Source organism: Algoriphagus machipongonensis (assembly GCF_000166275.1).
In the GTDB taxonomy this organism is placed as follows: domain Bacteria; phylum Bacteroidota; class Bacteroidia; order Cytophagales; family Cyclobacteriaceae; genus Algoriphagus; species Algoriphagus machipongonensis.
In genome coordinates this window covers 4,491,487-4,512,724 of record NZ_CM001023.1, presented here as the reverse complement: position 1 = coordinate 4,512,724, position 21,238 = coordinate 4,491,487, and the positions used below count along the sequence as shown (strand labels likewise).

At 40.4% G+C, this 21,238-nt stretch carries 20 protein-coding genes and 1 pseudogene; 15 read left to right on the top strand and 6 right to left on the bottom strand.

Annotated features, from left to right (window positions below):
• Position 1: 1 nt before the first annotated feature.
• From murD to ftsZ, 7 genes and pseudogenes are all read left to right on the top strand, one after another.
• Positions 2 to 1,354 (top strand): UDP-N-acetylmuramoyl-L-alanine--D-glutamate ligase, encoded by a 1,353-nt coding sequence (gene murD, locus ALPR1_RS19110; RefSeq protein WP_008203147.1) that lies wholly within the window; start codon positions 2 to 4, stop codon positions 1,352 to 1,354.
• On the top strand, positions 1,351 to 2,517 hold the full coding sequence (locus ALPR1_RS19105; protein ID WP_008203145.1) for an FtsW/RodA/SpoVE family cell cycle protein: 1,167 nt from the start codon (positions 1,351 to 1,353) through the stop codon (positions 2,515 to 2,517). The genes murD and ALPR1_RS19105 overlap by 4 nt, the downstream gene beginning before the upstream one ends.
• 28 nt (positions 2,518 to 2,545) lie before the next feature.
• Complete coding sequence (murG, locus tag ALPR1_RS19100) at positions 2,546 to 3,628, top strand: undecaprenyldiphospho-muramoylpentapeptide beta-N-acetylglucosaminyltransferase (RefSeq protein WP_008203144.1); 1,083 nt, start codon at positions 2,546 to 2,548, stop codon at positions 3,626 to 3,628.
• The gene (gene murC / locus ALPR1_RS19095; RefSeq protein ID WP_008203142.1) at positions 3,625 to 5,037 is read left to right on the top strand and encodes a UDP-N-acetylmuramate--L-alanine ligase; all 1,413 of its coding nucleotides are present in this window, start codon (positions 3,625 to 3,627) and stop codon (positions 5,035 to 5,037) included. The genes murG and murC overlap by 4 nt, the downstream gene beginning before the upstream one ends.
• Positions 5,034 to 5,792, top strand: a complete 759-nt coding sequence (locus ALPR1_RS19090; RefSeq protein WP_008203140.1) for a cell division protein FtsQ/DivIB — start codon at positions 5,034 to 5,036, stop codon at positions 5,790 to 5,792. Before murC ends, ALPR1_RS19090 begins: the two co-directional genes overlap by 4 nt.
• Before the next feature lie 10 nt (positions 5,793 to 5,802).
• Positions 5,803 to 7,112, top strand: a pseudogene (gene ftsA / locus ALPR1_RS19085) (cell division protein FtsA).
• Between the two features lie 106 nt (positions 7,113 to 7,218).
• Positions 7,219 to 8,904: a cell division protein FtsZ gene (gene ftsZ / locus ALPR1_RS19080; RefSeq protein ID WP_040303917.1), complete on the top strand. Its 1,686-nt coding sequence runs from the start codon at positions 7,219 to 7,221 to the stop codon at positions 8,902 to 8,904.
• Between the two features lie 3 nt (positions 8,905 to 8,907).
• Here ftsZ and ALPR1_RS19075 read toward each other — a convergent pair whose 3' ends face one another.
• A complete protein-coding gene (locus tag ALPR1_RS19075) occupies positions 8,908 to 9,432 on the bottom strand; it encodes an NADPH-dependent FMN reductase (RefSeq protein ID WP_008203137.1) in 525 nt (174 codons plus the stop codon).
• Positions 9,433 to 9,526: 94 nt separating this feature from the next.
• Between ALPR1_RS19075 and ALPR1_RS19070 the strand changes: the two genes are divergently transcribed.
• A complete protein-coding gene (locus ALPR1_RS19070; protein ID WP_008203136.1) occupies positions 9,527 to 10,345 on the top strand; it encodes a purine-nucleoside phosphorylase in 819 nt (272 codons plus the stop codon).
• A gap of 50 nt (positions 10,346 to 10,395) precedes the next feature.
• Here the strand turns inward: ALPR1_RS19070 and ALPR1_RS19065 are convergent, their stop codons facing one another.
• Complete coding sequence (locus ALPR1_RS19065; RefSeq protein ID WP_008203135.1) at positions 10,396 to 11,679, bottom strand: amidohydrolase; 1,284 nt, start codon at positions 11,677 to 11,679, stop codon at positions 10,396 to 10,398.
• Between the two features lie 146 nt (positions 11,680 to 11,825).
• On the opposite strand from ALPR1_RS19065, the gene ALPR1_RS19060 reads away from it, so the two are divergent.
• From ALPR1_RS19060 to dnaN, 6 genes are all read left to right on the top strand, one after another.
• Positions 11,826 to 12,524 (top strand): SDR family oxidoreductase, encoded by a 699-nt coding sequence (locus tag ALPR1_RS19060; protein ID WP_008203134.1) that lies wholly within the window; start codon positions 11,826 to 11,828, stop codon positions 12,522 to 12,524.
• Positions 12,525 to 12,813: 289 nt separating this feature from the next.
• Positions 12,814 to 13,338 (top strand): TlpA family protein disulfide reductase, encoded by a 525-nt coding sequence (locus ALPR1_RS19055; RefSeq protein ID WP_008203133.1) that lies wholly within the window; start codon positions 12,814 to 12,816, stop codon positions 13,336 to 13,338.
• Positions 13,339 to 13,472: 134 nt separating this feature from the next.
• Complete coding sequence (gldA, locus tag ALPR1_RS19050) at positions 13,473 to 14,378, top strand: gliding motility-associated ABC transporter ATP-binding subunit GldA (protein ID WP_008203132.1); 906 nt, start codon at positions 13,473 to 13,475, stop codon at positions 14,376 to 14,378.
• Positions 14,375 to 15,094, top strand: coding sequence for a gliding motility-associated ABC transporter permease subunit GldF (gene gldF / locus ALPR1_RS19045; protein ID WP_008203130.1), 720 nt, complete (start codon positions 14,375 to 14,377; stop codon positions 15,092 to 15,094). The genes gldA and gldF overlap by 4 nt, the downstream gene beginning before the upstream one ends.
• On the top strand, positions 15,091 to 16,779 hold the full coding sequence (gene gldG, locus ALPR1_RS19040; protein WP_008203128.1) for a gliding motility-associated ABC transporter substrate-binding protein GldG: 1,689 nt from the start codon (positions 15,091 to 15,093) through the stop codon (positions 16,777 to 16,779). The genes gldF and gldG overlap by 4 nt, the downstream gene beginning before the upstream one ends.
• 120 nt (positions 16,780 to 16,899) lie before the next feature.
• A complete protein-coding gene (gene dnaN, locus ALPR1_RS19035; RefSeq protein WP_008203126.1) occupies positions 16,900 to 18,024 on the top strand; it encodes a DNA polymerase III subunit beta in 1,125 nt (374 codons plus the stop codon).
• A 64-nt stretch (positions 18,025 to 18,088) separates the two neighbouring features.
• On the opposite strand, the gene ALPR1_RS19030 is transcribed toward dnaN, so the two are convergent.
• The gene (locus tag ALPR1_RS19030; RefSeq protein ID WP_008203124.1) at positions 18,089 to 18,328 is read right to left on the bottom strand and encodes a VF530 family protein; all 240 of its coding nucleotides are present in this window, start codon (positions 18,326 to 18,328) and stop codon (positions 18,089 to 18,091) included.
• Between the two features lie 72 nt (positions 18,329 to 18,400).
• Positions 18,401 to 18,790 carry a VOC family protein gene (locus ALPR1_RS19025; RefSeq protein ID WP_008203122.1) on the bottom strand — a complete coding sequence of 130 codons (390 nt, stop codon included), beginning with the start codon at positions 18,788 to 18,790 and terminating at the stop codon, positions 18,401 to 18,403.
• Positions 18,791 to 18,846: 56 nt separating this feature from the next.
• Between ALPR1_RS19025 and ALPR1_RS19020 the strand changes: the two genes are divergently transcribed.
• Entirely contained in the window at positions 18,847 to 20,001 is a 1,155-nt protein-coding gene (locus ALPR1_RS19020) for a DUF4221 domain-containing protein (RefSeq protein WP_008203120.1), read from the top strand.
• Between the two features lie 41 nt (positions 20,002 to 20,042).
• On the opposite strand, the gene ALPR1_RS19015 is transcribed toward ALPR1_RS19020, so the two are convergent.
• Together ALPR1_RS19015 and ALPR1_RS19010 are read right to left on the bottom strand one after the other, a co-directional pair.
• Entirely contained in the window at positions 20,043 to 20,687 is a 645-nt protein-coding gene (locus ALPR1_RS19015) for an NAD(P)-dependent oxidoreductase (protein WP_008203119.1), read from the bottom strand.
• Between the two features lie 176 nt (positions 20,688 to 20,863).
• Positions 20,864 to 21,226 carry a VOC family protein gene (locus ALPR1_RS19010; protein ID WP_008203118.1) on the bottom strand — a complete coding sequence of 121 codons (363 nt, stop codon included), beginning with the start codon at positions 21,224 to 21,226 and terminating at the stop codon, positions 20,864 to 20,866.
• Between the last annotated feature and the right edge of the window lie 12 nt (positions 21,227 to 21,238).

The window sequence follows — 21,238 nt, the reverse complement described above, 5'->3', positions numbered from 1 at the left end:
AATGAAACGTATAGCCATTCTAGGTTCTGGAGAAAGCGGATTGGGAGCAGCATTGCTCGCAAAACGGGAAGGCTATGCAGTTTGGGTTTCCGATGCTGGTAAAATTTCTGACTCAAGAAAAGCTAAGCTGAAAGAAGAGAAAATCTCCTTTGAAGAGGGAGTGCACTCTCAAGAGGAAATCCTGAATTCAGATTTGATCATCAAATCACCAGGAATTCCAGATTCTGTAAACATCGTCAAGAAAGCTTTGGAGAATGGTATCCCGGTCATAGACGAATTGGAATTTGCTTTCCGCTACAGTTCAGGGAAAGTGATTGCCATCACCGGAACCAACGGAAAGACGACTACCACCTTGCTAACCTACCATTTGCTCAAAAATGCAGGCCTAGATGTAGGACTTGCAGGAAATGTCGGGAAAAGCTGGGCCGCCCAGTTACTAGAAGGAGATCATGATTGGTGGGTGATAGAGTGTAGCAGTTTTCAGATTGATGGGTTTGTATGCTTCAAACCAGCGGTGGCATTGTTGACCAATATCACGCCTGATCACTTGGATCGGTATGAATACAAAGTAGATAATTACATACAGTCAAAATTTGGGCTGTTTAAAAATATGAGTGATGAAGATCAGGTGATTTTCAATCAGACTGACCCTTTGACTGAAATAGGGTTAAAGACTCTTTCTGTCAAACCAAAGACCTATTGGTTTTCTAGTACTTCCAATATCAATAATGGTGGCAGCTTAAATGGGGAGTTTTTGCACTGGCAATTGGATGATAAAGTTGTCCAAATTCCATTGAGTGCCATGTCACTTCAAGGGGAGCATAATATCCAGAATGCTTTGTGCGCAGGCTTGATTGCTTTGCTTGTAGGAGTCAAAAAGGATACGATACAACAGTCGTTGGGCAGCTTTACCAATGCCCCTCACAGGATGGAGTTAGTGAGAGAAATTGAGGGGGTGAAGTTTATCAATGATAGTAAAGGGACCAATGTGGAGGCAACAGCATACGCTTTGGACGCCTTTCAAAATCCTCTGATTTGGATTGCTGGAGGCGTGGATAAAGGAAATGATTATCAGACAGTGAAAAGTATTGTGGAGGAGAAAGTAAAATGTCTGATTTGCTTGGGAAAAGACAATGAAAAGTTGAAGAAGGCTTTTCATCCCTTAGTCGGTGAAATCAAAGAAACACAGGACATCAAAGAGGCTGTGCGTTGGGGACAATTACTTGCCGTTCCAGGCGATGTAGTTCTTCTATCACCTGCCTGTGCAAGCTTTGACTTGTTCAAGAATTATGAAGATCGCGGAGATCAGTTTAGATCCGCAGTAAAGGAATTAAAACCAGAAACCATCGCATGAATCAGTTTAAAGCATGGATAGATGAGCACTTCAAGGGCGATCCTCTTATTTGGGGGATTGTAATCTTGCTGTCGCTATTTAGTATTCTGGTAGTTTACTCTGCCACAGGTTCGCTGGCCTATAAATATGCTGGGGGAAATACAGAAGTGTATTTATTCCGTCACTCTTTTTTGGTGCTTGTATCCTTGGTAGTGATGTGGTTTGCACATAAAATTCCATACAAAAATTACGCGCTGTACGCTCGCTTGGCTATGTACCTTTCCATACCACTTTTATTGTTGACGTATTTGTTTGGCTCCAATATCAATGAGGCCAATCGCTGGTTGACTATACCTGTGATCAACCAAGCTTTCCAGCCTTCCGATTTGGCAAAACTAGCCTTGATTGCTGCCTTGGCGGCCATGCTAGCTCGAAAACAGAATAATATCAAAGACTTCAAAAACACCTTTGTTCCTATCATTATAGCCATTGGGATCATCTGTTTGTTGATAGCCCTGGCCAATATGTCTACGGCCATTTTGTTATTGATGACCTGCCTACTGATCATGTTTGTGGGTAGAGTTCCAGTAAAATATCTCGCCATGGTGGTCATGGTAGGGATGCTCGGGCTGACTGCGGCGGTCTTTTTAGGACAAAGAGGAGAAACATTCTTTTCCAGAATTGAGGCATTTATGGATAAGGAGGAAGTGCCTTTTCAGGCAGAACAATCCTATATCGCTATTGCTACTGGGGGAGTGACAGGAAAAGGACCTGGAAATAGTGAACAAAGAAATTCCCTTCCTCATCCCTATTCTGATTTTATCTATGCCATCATTATTGAAGAGTACGGATTAGTAGGGGGAGTAGGAGTATTGTTTTTGTATTTGGCATTGCTCTACCGAGGCATGCGCATCGTAGCCAATTCCAACAAAGCATTTGGTGGATTGCTTTCGGCAGGTTTGAGTTTTGCTCTGGTCATTCAAGCATTGGTCAATATGGCCGTGGCAGTTGGATTAGGACCCATTACAGGTTTACCGTTGCCACTGCTCAGTATGGGGGGAACCTCACTGGTATTTACAGGAATTTCATTAGGGATTATTCTGTCTGTCAGCCGAGGTGATCATCAGGACGAAGAAATTGGTAGCGTGTCTACGCTCAATAAATCAAGATTAAAAACAGCCTAATATCGAAACCAAGAGAACATATCGCATCATGATCAGTGGAGGAGGAACTGGGGGACATATCTACCCAGCGATCGCCATTGCCAATGCCTGGAAAGAGTCTTATCCAGACAGCGAAATTCTATTTGTCGGTGCTTTAGGCAAAATGGAAATGCAAAAAGTGCCAGAGGAGGGATACCAAATTGTGGGATTGCCTGTGGCAGGATTGCAGAGAAAGTTGACTTTAGAAAATCTAAAATTCCCTTTCAAGTTGCTGCAAAGCTTGTTGAAAGCCAGAAAGATTGTGAAGGAATTCAGACCAGATGTGGTTGTAGGAGTAGGAGGGTATGCTAGTGGTCCGGTTTTATATGCCGCACAAAGTAAGGGGATACCTACACTCGTTCAGGAGCAAAATTCCTATGCTGGTCTTACCAACAAGATTTTGGCTAAAAAGGCCAATAAAATTTGTGTGGCCTATCCTGAGATGGATCGCTTTTTCCCTGGAGAAAAAATCGCCTATACAGGTAACCCTGTTCGAAAGGATATTTTGGATTTAGATGGGAAACGAGAGAAGGGATGTAGTCACTTCAAACTGGAAGAGGGGAAGAAGACCATTTTGGTTTTGGGAGGATCCTTGGGAGCAAGGACCTTAAACCAGGCAGTTTTAAAAGACATGAAGAAGCTTCAGAAGGAAGGTTATCAGGTTTTATGGCAGTGCGGGAAATATTATTTCAAGGATATGCTGGAAAAAACAGAAGCTGCTGGATTACCCCATATTCATTTGAGAGAGTTTATCCGCGAAATGGATTTGGCTTATGCTGTGGCTGATGTAATCGTCTCTCGGGCAGGTGCCTTATCAGTGTCTGAACTTTCCTTGGTTGGAAAGCCAGTGATTTTCATTCCATCGCCCAATGTGGCAGAGGATCATCAGACAAAAAACGCCATGGCCTATGTCAATCACGAGGCTGCGTGGCTTTTGAAGGATAAAGATGCTGTAGGGGAGTTGAAGATGAAAATTGATGAACTGATGTCTAACCCTCAAACGGTAGAGACATTGGGAATAAATATGAAACAATTGGCAAAGCCGGATGCGGCAAATGCCATTCGAAAAGAAATAGAAAAACTGGTTGCATGAGTTTCGAAGGGATACATAGGGTTTACTTCTTAGGAATTGGCGGCATAGGCATGAGTGCCTTGGCTCGTTGGTTCCAGCACGAGGGGTATGCAGTGTCGGGATATGACCGAACACCTTCCGCATTGACAGACGCTCTGATCAATGAGGGAATGCCTGTGACTTTTGAGGATACCCTGGAATCTATTCCAGCTGACTTGAAAGATGCTCAAAAGAATAGCCTCATCGTTTGGACTCCTGCACTACCGAAGGAAAGTATTCAGCTCAATTACTTCACCAGCAAGGGATATTCTCTGAAAAAGAGATCTGAAGTATTGGGAATGGTGACCCGTAATTTCTACACCATTGCAGTGGCGGGAACCCATGGAAAAACGACCACTTCTTCCTTAATCGCACATCTGCTGAAAGATGGTGGTAAGCCAGTAGCAGCTTTCTTGGGCGGAATTACGCAAAACTACCAGAGCAATTTGATTCTGGGAGACAAGAAGTCCAAAGAAAAAAGCGTCGTCGTGGTGGAAGCGGATGAATTTGATAGATCCTTCCTGAGGCTACATCCAAATGAAGCGATCATTACAAGTACAGACGCGGACCACCTGGATATCTATGGGGATGAAAATACTATTCTGGAAGGCTTTGGAGAGTTTACCAAACTGATTGATAAAAAAGGAAAGCTTTTTATACAATTCAATGCAGCTGATAGACTTGGTGAAAGCCGTTTACCCAAAATAGTGACAAGGAAATATGGCCTGAGGTCTGAAGGAATTAGAGCCGAAAATATACAAGCGAAAGCAGGGTCTTTCTTATTTGATTATGTCGATGGAGACAAAGTAATCAAAGGTTTGGAATTGTTTATTCCGGGCTTTCATAACGTGGAAAATGCGTTGGCAGCCATTGCGATTGCCATTGAGCAGGGAGTGAGTGATGAACAAGTGAAAAAAGGCTTAGGCAGTTTTAAAGGTGTGAAAAGAAGGTTTGAAATCCATGTGAATCGTGAGCAACTGGTCTATATCGATGATTATGCACATCATCCTGAGGAAATCAGAGCTTGTTTGAGTTCCGTGATTGCCATGTATCCGGCAAGTAAGCTGACCGTGATTTTCCAGCCTCATTTATATTCCAGAACACGTGATTTTGCGGAGGGCTTTTCCGAAAGTTTATCCTTAGCAGATGAGGTAGTGTTATTGGATATCTACCCAGCCAGAGAATTACCAATCCCCGGTGTTTCATCAGAAATGCTTCTTGAAAATATTCAGGCAAAGGAAAAGGTGATTGTCAGCAAAGAAGGGTTGATGGATTATTTAGCGAAGTCCAATCCTGAAATATTGGTGACTCTAGGTGCAGGTGATATTGATCGTCTGGTTCCAAAAATAGCAGAGTGGATGAATTCAAGACAAAAATTGAACGCCGTATGAAAAAGTTAAGGATCAAAAAAACGCTTGTTTTTCTCCTGCTTAGCCTTGTGCTGGTGGCATTCATTGGCTTTGTCGAAAAGCAGACCATGTATAAAACATTTCAGGGAACTGAGGTGACGATCAAGGGAGTGAGTGGAGTTTATTTCGTGGAAGAAAAAGAGGTTCTGGATATAGTAAAAGCGGCATTTCCAGAACTGAGAGCCGGATTGATGCTAGAGGAAGTAAAGTTGAAAGCCTTAGAAGATCGGTTGAAAGGACATCCTTTTATCAAGTCTGTTCAGGCTTCCATCGGGCAAAAAGGCATTTTGAATTTGACTATTCAACAACATGAACCTATCGCTAGGATAGCCAGACCACATGCTGCAGATGGATATATCACTATTGAAGGAAAAGTGATTCCTACTTCTCCTTCCTATACCAGTAGAGTATTGATCCTACAGGGTTCTTATGCTGAGGAATTGATGGAAAAAGGAGAGGTGATGGAGAAAATGCCGGAGTTGATGGACTTGATCAATTTCATCGTGAAAGACAAGTTTTGGTCGGCCCAGATTCCTGAATTGGAAGTGAATTCCAAAACTGATATCAAGATGATGCAGCAGGTAGGAAAACAAGTAATAGAATTTGGAGACGCTAAAAATATTGAAGAGAAATTCAAAAATATAGAAGTCTTCTATCAAGAAATATTACCGCGAAAAGGCTGGAATGCCTATGAGCGGGTCAGTGTAAAGTTTAAAGATCAAATTGTTTGTGAATAATAGCTTGGGAATGGAAAATGATAGACTAATCGTCGGACTGGATATTGGGACAACCAAAATCTGTGCGATCATCGGCCGCAAAAATGAGTTTGGCAAACTCGAAGTGCTCGGAATGGGGAAAGCTGTCTCTGACGGAGTGAACCGTGGTGTAGTTACTAACATCGACAAAACCGTGCACGCTATTCAAAAGGCAGTTGAAGATGCCTCAGAAATGGCTGATGTGGATATTGGAGAAGTTATCGTAGGTATTGCTGGCCAGCACATACAAAGTAAGATTGTTCATGGTAGTATCATGAGGTCTCCGACGGATGATGAAATCACTGTGGAAGATGTACGAAGATTATCCAGTGACATGGAGAATATCGTGGTTCCTCCGGGGAATAGCATTATCCATGTGATGCCTCAGGATTATACTGTGGATTATGAAGGTGGAATCAAAGATCCGGTAGGAATGTCCGGAGCCCGTTTAGAAGCGGATTTCCACATCATCACTGCACAAACAACCGCTATTAATAATATTAACCGATGTGTTCGTAGAGCTGACCTCACTTCCAAGCAGTTGATTCTCGAGCCATTGGCAAGTTCGCTTTCTGTTCTCAGTGATGAGGAAAAAGAAGCTGGAGTTTGCCTGGTTGATATCGGTGTGGTACCACAGACATAGCGATTTTTTATGAAAATATTATTCGCCATACCGCAGTCATTCCTTTGGGTGGTAACATCATTACTGCAGATATCAAAGAGGGATGTATGGTGATGCAAAATCAAGCTGAATTACTAAAAACCAGATTTGGAAAGGCCATTGCCAATGAAGCCAATCCAAATGAGATCGTGTCTATTCCAGGTTTGAGAAATCGACCACCAAAAGAAATTTCTATCCGGAATCTGGCTTCCATTATCGAAGCAAGGATGGAGGAGATTATTGAGATTGTTCAGAATGAGATCATGCAATCAGGCCATTATAAAAAATTGGCTGGGGGAATTGTCCTGACCGGTGGTGGTTCTCAAATGCAGTTTATCAGCCAGTTGTTTGAATACATGACTGGATTAGATACCCGTATTGGATATCCAAATGAGCATTTGGGTAAATCAGTAGTGGAGGAGGTGAAATCTCCAATGTACGCTACTTCCGTGGGATTGGTACTTGCTGGCTTTAAGTCTTTGGATGACAGAGAAGAAGGTTACAAAAAGCGAGTGGCAAACTCAGGCCCGATTTTAAAAAATGAAAATAAAGAAATCATATCAAAAGATATTTTCCGAAGCATCGGTGCAAAGCTGAAAGGCCTGATCACAGATGATATCGGAGATGATATTACCTACTAGGGCTTATGATTGAGGGGAGATAAGTGGCTTTGCCGCCTATTTCCCTAGAATTTCCTTTAACAAACAATGAAACTAATTCACCAATAAAATAAATATGTCAGATAACATGAAAGATTACAGATTTGATCTTCCAAAGAATCAGAAGTCGATTATCAAAGTGATTGGCGTAGGCGGTGGCGGTTCTAATGCCGTAAACCACATGTTTAGCCAGGGAATCAAGGATGTGGAATTTGTCGTAGTCAATACGGATGCGCAAGCATTAAAATCCAGTCCAGTTCCTTTGAGACTTCAATTGGGAGCCAACCTCACAGAAGGTTTGGGAGCAGGAGCAAATCCTGAGCAAGGTAAAAATGCAGCACTTGAATCTCAGGAAGAGATTCGTGAGCTTCTAGCAGATAATACCAAAATGGTATTTATCACTGCTGGAATGGGTGGTGGAACCGGTACAGGTGCCGCACCAATTATTGCAAAAATTGCCAAGGAACTCAATATTTTAACGGTAGGTATTGTTACTGCGCCGTTTATGTTTGAGGGTAGAAAGAAAATGAATGTGGCGCAGCAAGGAATTGAAGCGTTAAGAGAAAATTGCGACACTGTCTTGGTGATTCTGAATGATAAGCTGAGAGAGATTTATGGCAATTTGGCTATCCGAACAGCTTTCGGAAAAGCAGATGATATTTTGACCACAGCGGCAAAATCTATTGCTGAGATCATCACGATTCATCAAGATGTAAACGTCGATTTTGAAGATGTGAAAACCGTGATGAAGGATGCTGGTGCTGCAGTAATGGGCTCCTCTACCGAGGAAGGTGAAGGCAGAGCTATCCGTGCAGCGGGCGCAGCTATTTCTTCTCCATTATTGAACAATGTAGATATCAAAGGAGCAGAGAAAATCTTGCTTTCTATTATGTCTGGTGAGGACGAAGAGCTTTCTATGGATGAGTTGAGTGAAATCACTGAATATATCCAGGAGAAAGCAGGTGATAATGCTGAAGTGATCTTCGGTCAGGGTATTGATCCAGAATTGGCTAAAGGTATCCGTGTTACTGTGATTGCTACAGGTTTTGCAATGGATAGATTAGAAGGTGCAGCGAAGTCAAATGAGATTAAGACGCCACTTCCTAAGCCAGTGATTGCTCCTAGCGTTGCAGAAAAAGCGCCAGAGCCAGAAAGCGTAAAGACTGTTATTAATTTAGAGTCAGGTAAGAGTGAAAAAGTGAAAGAAGAAGCTGTTGACAATGGTTCTACCTTTGTTTTCTCTTTCCCAAAAGCGACTCCAAGCGAGAAAAAGCCAGTTGAAAAGCCTCAAGAAGTAAAGCCAGAAGCGAAGGTTGAAGAAACAAAGCCAGAGGCTAAAGTTGAGGAAGTAGAACCTGAGTTTAACTTCGAAGAAAAGTCAAAGCAAGAGGAGAAAGCTGAGTTTGAATTTGTGAAGCCAGAGCCCAAAAAGATCGTTCATGATCTTTATGAAGAGGAAGAGCAAAAAGAACCAGAAGTGAAGGAAGAGGAAGAAGCTCCAGCTCCTGCTTATGCAAATGATTACTATGAGCAAATGAAGCAAAAAGCTATTCAGAGAGCTCACGAAAGATTTGAAAAGCTAAGAGGTAACAGAACATTTAATCCTACTCCAGAAGAGTTGAAGGAAAAAATGGACGTTCCAGCTTATCAAAGAAAGAATGTAAAGTTGAATGAACCTCAGCATAGTTCAGAAGAGAATATCAGTAAGTATAATCTGAACGATGATAATGAGATTTTAGGCAATAACAGATTCCTGCATGATAATGTGGACTAAGTCCTAAAACTCAAGCAGCATGTCTGCCTGGGTTTGCAGCAAGTCCATATACAGCCTGTTGGTGAGCAGGTTATCTGACATATTTTGCTCTATTTTAGCGAGCTTCGGCTTGAGAGCGAGGACATGCATTCCCAGATAATGGAATATATCGGTGAGGTGGCTCAAAGCGATGCCACCTCCCCCGATTCCAGAAGAGATGCCCACTAGGGCACTTTTTTTGTTTCTAAAAGTATTGGGATAAGTCATCCCATCAATAAAAGTTTTCAGGACTCCAGGGAAGGATCCGTTATACTCAGGAACGATAAATACAAACTTTTTTCCTTTCTCTAATCGTTCATGGAAATTGTTATACTCCTCATTCTTACCATTGTTTTCGTAAAGTGCCGTTTCAACAAAATCATTAGGCAAATTCTCTAATTCAAGAATTTCAACGTCTGCACCTTTCTCAATTAAAATACTTTGGTATAATTCTGCTATTACCTTCGAAACTGAATTTTTTCTATTCGTTCCTACAATTATTTTGATCATTTCAGAGGTATTTATCTTCTACTACAAGCTTTTGCTTTAATTGTTCTTACAAAGGTCAATTTTTATATCTTTATTCTCCTTCAATTTTAAGCGCATGAATTACATTAACCAAATCAAAGAGGCGACTCAATTTATAAGAAACCTATATTCTGAGCCTGTGAATATCGGAATTATTCTGGGAACAGGCTTGGGCAAGCTAGGGGAGCAAATCCAAGTAGATATTGAAATCGACTACAGCGAAATCCCACATTTCCCGGTTTCGACTGTTGAAAGCCACTCTGGGAAGCTGATTTTTGGGAAAATTGGTTCCAAAAAAGTGATGGCGATGAAAGGTCGTTTTCATTATTATGAAGGGTATACAATGCAGGAAGTTACTTTTCCTGTAAGAGTGATGAAAATGCTGGGAGTAAGTAATTTACTGGTGTCCAATGCATGTGGTGGTCTGAACCCCTCTCAGCATGTGGGCGAAGTAATGATCATACAGGATCATATAGACTTATTCCCTGAAAATCCACTTCGCGGTAAACATATTGAGGAGTTGGGAATAAGATTTCCGGATATGAGCGATGCCTACTCTCCGCGGTTAATCGAATTGGCAGAAAAAATTGCAGTGGAGCAACAGTTTATGTTTCATACAGGGGTTTATGCCGGAGTTCAGGGGCCTAATCTAGAAACACCGGCAGAGTATAAATACCTGCGCACAATCGGAGCAGATGCAGTGGGAATGAGTACTGTGCCAGAAGTCATTGTGGCCAGACAAATGAATTTAGAAGTTTTTGGAATTTCTGCTATTACCGATTTGGGTGTAGAAGGAAAGATAAAAAAAGTCACAATCGCAGAAGTATTAGAAGCAGCAGCTATGGCTGAACCTATCATGGCTAAAATCATGGCTGAACTTATCAAAAGGATGTAAAAAAACAGGTCAATGAATTTCATTGACCTGTTTTTTTATAGTTTTCTAAATTATTGTTTGCCCATATAGTCCACGACAAAATAGCTTAAGGTTCTGACACCTAAAGTAAAACCTCCTTCATCAATGTAGAATCCAGGGGTATGGTGTGAGGGGGTGGTCGTGGGATCACCGCCTTTTTTCATGCCTCCAAGATTGATGAACAAGCCTGGCTTTTCTCTTTGGAAAAAGCTAAAATCCTCAGCTCCTGTAATTGGAGGCATAGAGATAATATTTTCCTCTCCTGCTGCTGCCTGTAGGGTTGGGATCATTTCTGCGGTGAGTGCTGGGTCATTCACTGTTGAGGGGTAGAGTTTCTCTATTTTTAGATCTACCGTAGCTCCTGCACTTTCTGCAATGTTGGTGACAATCTCTGTGATTCTTTTATGAACCAAAGCCTGTTGTTCGTCTCCAAAAGTTCTAATCGTCCCGATCATTTCTACTTTTTCTGGTATGATGTTATGTCTGATTCCACCATGGATTGCTCCAACAGTAACAACAGCTGGATTTTCTGTGATGTTAACACTTCTGGAAAGGATAGTTTGTAATCCCATGACGATTTGAGAGGAAGTCACAATCGGATCTACGCTTGACCATGGGGAAGCACCATGCGCCTGTCTTCCATTTAATGTGATTTCTAGATTATCTACAGCGGCCATGGCAGGGCCTGATCGATAGCCTATTTTACCTACTTCCATTTGAGATGCGATATGAAGGCCAAAAACTGCGTCCACATCTTCCATTACGCCCTCTGCTACCATCAATTCGGCACCGGCCATTCCCTGACCATAAACACCTTCCTCTGCAGGCTGGAAGAAGAATTTTACATTTCCTTCGAGGTCATCCTTCATGCTTGCCAAAACTTCAGCAACTCCCATCAGAATGGCAACATGAGTGTCATGTCCACAGGCATGCATCACTCCGGTTTCTTGTCCATTGTAGGTAGCTGTGTTGACAGATTTAAAAGGTAGATCATTTCGTTCGGTGACGGGAAGAGCATCCATATCAGCTCTTAAGGCTACTGTAGGTCCAGGTTTACCACCTTTCAATACTCCCACAACACCCGTAACTGCTACTTCCTCGGTTACTTCTATTCCTAATGAACGTAGATGATCCGCTACTTTTTTAGCGGTTCTGAATTCCTGGTTTCCCAATTCTGGGTGCATGTGAATATCGCGTCTCCATTCGACAACTTTTGATTCAATGGCATTGGCTTTCTCGTCGATCGCGGGCCTAAGTTCGCTCTGCCCAAAAGCAGTACCCGAGATAAGTAATAGCGGGAGTAATAATTTTTTCATGATTAGTGGTTGATTTCAGTACCTAGTAAATTTAGAAAAAATGCTGAGGTTTGTTGGCTTGCTGGAACCTTTGTTTAAAAATCGGCATTTGGCAGAACTATTTTTGAATGAAAGGCTTTAATAGAGGTATCATAAAAATGAACCTTATGGATTTAAATAATAAAGTAGCAGTAGTCACTGGCGTGAGTAAAGGAGTAGGACTTGAAGTGGTAAAACAATTGTTGGAAAAAGGTGTCACGGTAGCTGGCTGGAGCAGAAATAAGCCCGATCTTGATCATAAAAATTTCCACTTTTTCACCTGTAATGTAGCCGATGAAAGTTCAGTGGAAAATGCATTTCAAAAAACCACTGCTCAGTTGGGGACTGATATTCGAATATTGGTAAACAACGCTGGTTTTGGAGTGGCTGGGCCAACAGAATCATTCTCTTCGGAAGATTGGAAAGCCATGTTTGATACAAACGTGCATGGGATATTCTATGTGACAAAACGATTGATCCCAGGAATGAAAGCAGCAGACGAAGGGCATATTTTGAATGTTGCTTCTATTGCAGGGCTAAATGGGGTAAATAAATTTGCTGGATATGTAGGGACCAAGCATGCAGTCAGAGGAATTTCTCATTCCTTATACATGGAGTTGAGAGATTTTGGAATCAAAGTATCTACGATCTATCCAGGATCAATCCAGACCAATTTCTTTGATGAAATCCCAGGTGTAGATGCCCATGAAAATATGATGAGACCCATCGATGTGGCAACGACCATGGTTCAGACTTTAGAGACTCATCCCAATTATTTTGTTGCAGATGTAGAGTGCAGACCTTTGAGACCGAAGGGTAAGAAATAATTAAGCTTGAATCGACCTATTTTAGGAAGAGGCTGTCTAAAAATCCTATTTGTTACTTGGAGAGTTTGCCTTGCTGAAGGCAGGAAAAAGATTGTGGTTTGATTGGCTTTTTCAAGCTTTCGATCTCTATTCTGACCATGGCTGCTTTGACTAACAAATGATAGGTTGATCTGGCAGCCTCTTTTTTTAGGGTTAAATCAAGTTGGCTATAAACCTATCAATCTCTTTTTAGATTGTTTTCAGTAAGTATAGTGGTTAAATTGACCCTTATTCTTACTAATATCGTACTATGAAAAAATCGAATCTGATCATTTTGATCACTTTGTTATTAGGGTCTACAGCCTATTTGGGATATTCGTTTCAGCCAGAAAAAATGGAAGAAGTGACAAAAGTCAGAACACCAAAACTGCTGCCTGATTATAATTTGTATGATATTAATGGGAAAGTAAGTTCCATTCACCAATTAGCTGGTGACAAACCCACACTTTTTATTTATTTCAATTCGACTTGCCATTTATGTCAAGATGAGCTAGGTGAGATTTCAAAAAGGATTGATGAGTTTAAAGACTATAATCTCATTTTCACGACTGTTCAGCCAAAATCTGAAATGATAAATTTTGTGAATGAACTTGAAATTAAAGATCGATCAAATGTCCATTTTTTGTTGGATGCGGATATGAATGTGGCTAGTTACCTTCAGATTCGAAGTGTTCCTTCCATTTTCTGTTATAACACCAAAAAGGAATTAATGACTGAGTATGTTGGAATCACAAAAATTGATTTACTGCTGGAGAATTTAGCAAGGGGTATCTGAGTTTTGGAAATTTATTAGATGGAAAAAAACTAATATTTCGCATTATGTTCACCTGGAAGCAATCAATTAAGCTAGATGAGTAGGTTGAACGAAACTGTAATTTTTCCGTACTTTTGTTAGCCTAATTTATCCCCATGTCACTCCGAGTATCCCAATTGACCAAACTTTACGGAACACAAAAAGCGCTGGACGAGGTGACTTTTGAAGCAAATCCAGGAAGGATTTTAGGCTTTTTAGGTCCTAATGGGGCGGGTAAATCTACCACCATGAAGATCATAACTGGCTATCTTGCTGCAGATGGCGGTTCCGTACAAGTGATGGGTGAAGATGCTTTGCAGGCTCCTAAAAAAGTAAGTCCTTTCATAGGGTATTTGCCAGAGCATAATCCATTGTATCTGGATATGTATGTTCGTGAATTTTTGGAGTTTTCAGCAGGGATTTATGGAATGTCAGGGCAGCTCAAAAACCAACGCGTTAAGGAGTTGTTGGAGAAAGTAGGGCTGAGGCCTGAGCAGCACAAGAAAATTGGACAGCTTTCCAAAGGTTATCGTCAAAGAGTGGGCTTAGCCAAAGCTTTAATCCATGATCCTAAAGTGGTGATTTTAGATGAGCCTACTACGGGTTTAGATCCCAATCAATTGGTGGAAATCAGAAATCTTATTGCTGAAATTGCGGTAGATAAAACCATGATCCTATCTACGCATATCATGCAGGAGGTAGAGGCGATTTGCCAGGATGTGGTCATCATCAACAAAGGCAAGATCCTTGCTTCGGATGCCTTGGAAAACCTGAGCATCGCAGAGCAAAAAGTTCAATTGCTGATAGAAACGGAAGAGGCTTTAGAGCTAAGCTGGTTTGAGACTTTGGGTGAAATTTCATTTGGAAAAAAAGGGAGTAGCTCCTTGATCATATCGTGTGAAGATCCCAATGAGACTAGGAAAGAAGCGATGAAAATCATCCAGCAAAAAGGGTTGAACTTGATCAGTATGAATCAGAACAAAAAGAATTTGGAACAAATTTTCAGAGATATCACCCGATGAAAAGCTTATTCCTAAAGGAGATCAATGCGTTTTTTGGCAGCTTGCTGGGCTATTTAATTTTAGCTTTGTTTTTAGTGGCCATAGGATTGATCGTCTGGGTATTTCCGGAGAGTTCGGTCTTGGATTATGGCTATGCAGATCTAGAGCCTTTATTTACTTATACTCCTTACGTTTTTACCTTTTTGGTGCCAGCTATCGCCATGCGATCCATCGCTGAAGAAAGGAAAAGTGGTACTTGGGAACTCCTTAGAACCTCTCCATTATCACTTATTCAAATCATTCTGGTAAAATATTTGGCCTTACTGTTTTTGGTCATTTTAGCAGTGATCCCAACGCTTTTATACTTTTTTACCATCATTCAATTAGGGGATCCTGTAGGGAATCTTGATCAAGCAGGTTTTTTTGGTTCTTGGATAGGATTATTGATGATAGGGTCTGTGTTTGCTTCAGTAGGCTTATTTGCTAGCTCCCTGACTTCCCAGCAAGTATTGGCATTCGTACTAGGAGTGTTTCTTTGTTTTGTTTTATACTTTGGGTTCTCGGCATTGGCGGATTTACAGGTAGGCAATGTCGCTTATTGGGTGGAAGAGCTGAGCTTGAGTTTTCACTATATCAACCTTAGTAGGGGAGTGATAGACTCTGGAGATGTATTTTTTATGCTTGGAATGAATTGGCTGTTTTTGGGCTTGAGCGTTTTGACTTTGAGAAATAAATGAAAAACCCGGCAATACATACACTCAAGGCTTGGGGGATTCTACTTCTTGGAATGATAGTGATCTCCTTGTTGGCTCTATTCTTAAGGTTTCGAGTAGACTTGACAGAGGAAAAAAGATATTCCCTACACCCTGCAACAGAAGAAGTCCTAAAATCTCTTGATAAACCTATCCATGTCGATATTCTTTTGGTAGGTGAAAATTTTCAGGGGGGAATGCGTCGTTTACAGAAATCAATCGAAGAAACAGTAAGGACATTCAACGCCTATAGTCCCGAGAAAATAAGCTTTTCTTACTTTGATCCTTTAAGCGTGGAAGAGTCCCAGCAGCAAGAGTTCATAACTTCTTTGACTACTTATGGGATTAACCCTACCAATTTATTTGTCAATCAGAATTCCGGTCAGCAATCCCAACTTATTTTCCCGGGGATTTTGGTGAGTGATGATGAATATGAAACTGGAGCTTTGATTCTAAAAGGAGAAAGGGGAATGGGGCCTGATCAGATTTTAAACCAGTCTATTGAAAATCTGGAGTTTGAATTGAGTAATGCTATCAAGAAGCTGATCAATCCAGAGGAATCGGCTGTGGCGATGATCATGGGGCATGGTGAAATGGCTGAAGATGAAGGCTACGGCTTGGTGGAGGCGCTAGATGGAGAATTCGAACTGTTTAAGGTACCATTGGAGCAGGCAAAGACCCCAGCTGATTTGGCTAATTTTAAACTGATTTTTATAGAGGGGCCTCGTGAGATTTACTCCGATAGAGAAGTATACCTTTTGGATCAATACGTCATGAATGGCGGGAATTTGGTAGTGATGGTAGATGGAGTGGCAGTGGATATGGAACAAGCCGGAGGGGAAGGAACCTTTGCAATGCCGGTAGATTCAGGACTTGAAAACCTTTTGTTTAAATATGGAATCCGGATTAATAAAGATTTAATTCAAGATTTGAATTTCGGATATTTCCCAGTGATGGCGGGTAATTTTGGAAACCAAGATCAAATGGTTCCTTTACCATGGCCATTCTTCATTCAAGCGGGTGTCATGCAGCAGCATCCCATTACCAAGGGACTGGATGTGGTGAGTTTTAGGTTCGCCAGTAGTTTAGATACCGTGATGGCGGAGGGTGTTAAAAAGACACCTTTGATATTCACATCTGACAATTCAAGGATTTTGCCTGCACCAGTCAGAGTTGCTTTTAGTGATATGGAGCAAGAACCTCCAGTAGAGAGTTTTTCTCTGAGAAATCTTCCCTTGGCATACTTGCTAGAGGGTGAATTTACCTCATTGTATAAAAACCGATTTTTGCCTGAGGGATTTGATAAAGCAGATTTTAAAGAAACCGGAAATGGGAAAGTGGTCGTTTTTGGGGATGGTGATGTTTTTCAGAGCCAAAGAAATTTGGTAGATGGCAGTCCCCTAATTTTGGGAGAAGATCCATTTAGTCAAATGACCTTTGCAAATAAGCTTTTATTAAGGAATATGGTGAAATACTTGGTAGATCCGGAAGGGATCATAGCTTCGCGTACCAGGACTTTTCAAATTCGACCTTTGAATAAGGTGAAAGTAGCTCAACAAAGGACATTTTGGCAAATTGTCAACGTGGTTGTGCCGGTTCTGATATTACTTTTGATAGGTACTTCAGTGTGGTGGATTCGTAAACAAAATTACGCTAAGAAATCAAACTAGGTAAAAAAGCAGCATTTGTTGATAATAATTTCGAGACTTTCTAGTTTGGGTCAGTTCTGAATCGATTTTATTTATAAATTTACCCCCATTGCAAAATTTTAAATTAATAAGCCCTTCGATATGAAATTTATTGTTTCCTCTTCTGCTTTACTTAAGCAGCTTTCGGCGATCAACGGTGTGGTTACTACCAACCCAGTTGTTCCAATTTTGGAAAACTTCCTTTTTGAAATTCAGGAAAGTGTGTTGACCATTACTGCTTCTGATCTTCAAACTTCGATGATTACCGAAATCGCAGTGGAGGCCAAGGAAGATGGAAATATTGCGGTTCCTGCTAGGATTTTGATTGAAACACTAAAAAACCTTCCTGAGCAGCCAGTTACCTTTAGTATAGACCACGATACCTACGCGGTAGAGATCAGTTCTGATAATGGTCGATATCGTTTGGCTGGTGAAAACGCAACAGATTTTCCAAAAATCCCAACTGTAAGCAATGCGACTACAGTAGATATGTCTACTGAGGTCTTGGCGAGTGCGGTGTCTAACACCATTTTTGCGACAAGCTCAGATGAATTAAGACCTGCAATGACTGGGGTTTATATTAACCTTAGCCCAACCAACACCACTTTTGTGGCTACTGACGGTCATCGATTGGTTCGCTATAGAAGAGTAGATGTGGCTTCTTCTGATGCAGCAAATTTGATCATTCCACGAAAGGCGCTAAACTTATTGAAGTCTACTTTACCTTCTGAGAATGTGCCTGTATCGGTAGAGTTCAATCAATCCAATGCTTACTTCAAGTTCAACAGCATCAAGATGATCTGTCGATTGATTGATGAGAGATTCCCAGATTATGAAAATGTAATCCCTGCAGAGAATCCAAATTTGATGACAATTGATCGTCAAGAGTTATTGAGTTCATTGAAGCGTATCGCGATTTATGCGAATAAAACTACGCATCAGGTGAGATTGAAATTGACAGGCTCTGAGTTATTGATTTCTGCAGAAGATCTTGATTTCTCCAATGAAGCAAATGAAAGATTATCCTGTGAGCATGATGGAGAGGATATCGAGATTGGTTTCAATGCCAAGTTTTTGGTAGAAATGTTGAATAACCTTTCTTGCAAAGAGGTAACTCTAAAATTCTCCGCTCCAAACAGAGCTGGATTAATTCTTCCAGCAGAGCAGGATGAAAACGAGGATATTTTAATGCTCGTAATGCCTGTAATGCTTAATAATTACGTATAACAACCACAAACCATAAAACGAAAAGCTTGGAGATTACTTCAGGCTTTTTTTGTTTTTTGGGGTATTATGAATCCAGCTTTTTCTTTGCGTCTCTTAGAGACTTCAAATACAAACCTTCCACACGCTCTCTAGCCCAAGGAGTTTTTCTAAGGAATTTTAAACTTGATTTGATGGAAGGGTCGTGGGTGAAACAGCGGATAGTTATTCTTTCACCCAGTTCTTTCCAGCCATAAAAATTGACGAGATGTTCTACCATGGTGTCAAGTCTGATTCCGTGAAGGGGGTTGTTTGGCTGCTGTTCCAATGGTAATTGCTTTCTGGGTGAATTTAAAATTACAAAGTATAACTGAATGAAGAGCGAAGTGCCTTTGTATTTCTAGTTTTTGGGTTCAATCAGATCCCATAAATTCCCATAGAGATCTTTGAAAACAGACACGGTACCGAATTTTTCCTCAGCCGGCTCTCTAATAAATTCCACACCTCTAGCGGTATATTTTTTATAATCTCTCCAAAAATCATCGGTATACAGAAATAGAAAAACTCTTCCTCCAGTTTGAAATCCCACTTGTGACTTTTGGGTTTCATTAGCAGCTTTAGCGAGTAGAAGGTGACAAGAAGATCCCGGCGGCGAAACTCTAACCCATCGTTTGGTCTCACTCATTTGGGTGTCTTCCAGAAGTTCAAAATCCAGAACCTTGGTATAATGCTCTATAGCTTCATCATAATCATTCACTAAAAGTGAAATTTGCCCCAGCTGCTGTTTCATTAAGTTTAAATTATTTATGTAGTTTACGTTTCAATTTTATAAATGAAAATTACAGTATGCGACTTAAAAATCCTTTTTTGCTTCTTCTTTTTGGACACATTTTTCTCCTTATTTCTTGTGGAGGTCAAAAGGATAAAAAGGAAATCACTTACTTTCTAGAGGCATCAGGTGAGTTGTTAGAATTTGAATTGGATAGCTTAAGTCCTAATCAAAGCAATGGAATTCAATTTTTTGATCCATTTCTATTTAGTCTGGATATGAAGACAAGTACAATTCATATGTATGATAAAAGGTCAGGAAAGTTAAATAAGAGCCTTCAATTTGAAGAAGATGGGCCAAATGGTATTTCGGATATATTTGGTTTCAAGGTTCAAAGTTTGGACAGCATATATTTATTTTCCTTAGGTAAAAGGTTGGTTGCCCAGACCGATACGAGTGCTCAGATAATTAATAAAACAAGCTTTGAATTGCCCGAACCACTTTACAATATTTTCTTAAGTAACACTTTTTATAACTCACCTGCACGAATTTCTGAAGGGATAGTTTATGGTAAAACGAGGGCTAGTTTAGACCTAAAATCTATTACTCAAGAAAAACTAAATGAAGTCCCATTAATAGTAGGAATTAATATTAAAGATGGATCTGTTAAAACCCTTCCATATAGATTCCCATCTGATTATTTAAAGGCAGGACTGAAGAGTTTGGAGGCCAGTGTAATTCAAGCAAATGGTCAAACTGTGATTTCCTTTTTTGGTGATCATCGATTATATGTTTCTCATTCTGATGCGGAAACCCTTCAGGCTGTTGCGGGTAAAAGCCAGTTTTTGGATGAAGTTTTGCCTACTTTTTCAAATCAGTCGACCTCTCTTGAGTTTGCAACCTATAATATGACGAAATCGCGCTATGGTTCGCTGATTTTTGATCCTTACAAAAAACTTTATTACCGATTTGCTTATCCTACTATTGAGGTCTCCGACATTCAGGAAATTAGAACTTTAAATACCTCTCCTGGGCCATTTGTATTAATGGTTTTTGACAAGGAATTGAATTTGCTTAGGGAGAAAAGGTTTGAAGAGGGGAAATATTTTCAAGATAATTTCTTTGTGACAAAAGATGGCTTGTATTTATCCACAAGTCATCCCAAAAATCCAGCAAACATGGAGGATATTATGACTTTTGAGTTGGTCAAATTGAATCAATCTAATGAATGAAATTAAATTAATGGCGAGGGTAAATCCCCGCCCTTAATCCATTATTTATCCCAAATGAAGGGAGCTTTTCGAATAAATTCTTCAGATTCCAGTTGCTTTACAAGAAACGCTGCCAAACTAGCTGCTGAGATTTTTTGGCCAAGACAGTCAATGGTGGAAACAGCATAATCGCTTTTTGAATCTGTCAACTCTATCATTGAGGATCTAACCATGGTCCAGTCTAGCCCTGAGTTATTTAATAAATTAAATTCCTCTTGCTTATCTTTTGTAGATACTGGGAACTTGCTGTACATAAAGGCAGTTGCGGCCTTCGCAAACTCACTTTTTTGATCCTGTTCCGTGTCTACATTAAGGCTAGAAAGCAAAATATATCGCTTCAAATTGCTTCTCCGAAGCTCCTGAATGATCAGCTGTGTCGTTTTAGAGAAAATGTTTCTTGGGCTTTCCGGAATGCCTATTCCCAATGTACTGATGAGGGCATCACTACCTGTAATCAATTCTTTGATGGAAGAAGGCTTTGATACATCACCAACAACCAACTCAAGATTTTTATTTTTCGGGGGAGATTTTTCCGGATTTCTAAGAAGTAACTTTACTTGATATTCTTGGTTTAAAAGCTCCTTAACTAGGTAGCTTCCTGATTTTCCTGTTCCGCCGATAACGGCAATTTTATTGAATTTCTTCATGATGTTCTTTATAAAATTTGATAAAAATATTTCCTCTCGCTTTTGAAAAAAGCAGTATTTACCCAGCAGTTTCGCTGAATAGTTAGAGGTTCAAATATTTATAAAGAGATTTTAATACTTTAAATCTAGTTATTAATTCGGTTTATGCATCGAAAGAGGAGATGAATTCCGGTTAATCACAAATCCTCTACAAAAAAGATGGCATTATTATTTAAATCATAAAGCCCGAATTCATGTGTGCCCCAAGGAGTATTTTTTCGTAGTTTATCCTTAGGGACTACTCCTTTAGCCACGAGTTTATTGAAATATTTGTCAATATTTTTTACGAAAATTCGAACGACTGATCCTCCTAATAAGGGGTCATCTTCGGTGTCTGCATGCCATTGAAGGTGAAGCCAGACAGTTTTGTAATGGATTCCAACATACATGGAGTCTCCAAAAATTTTCTTAAAACCCAGCTTCTCTTCATACCAAATCAAATCTCTTTCTATGTCATTGGAAGGTAAAACTGGGACTGTTGATAAAAATTCGGTTTTCATCTTTTGGGTTTA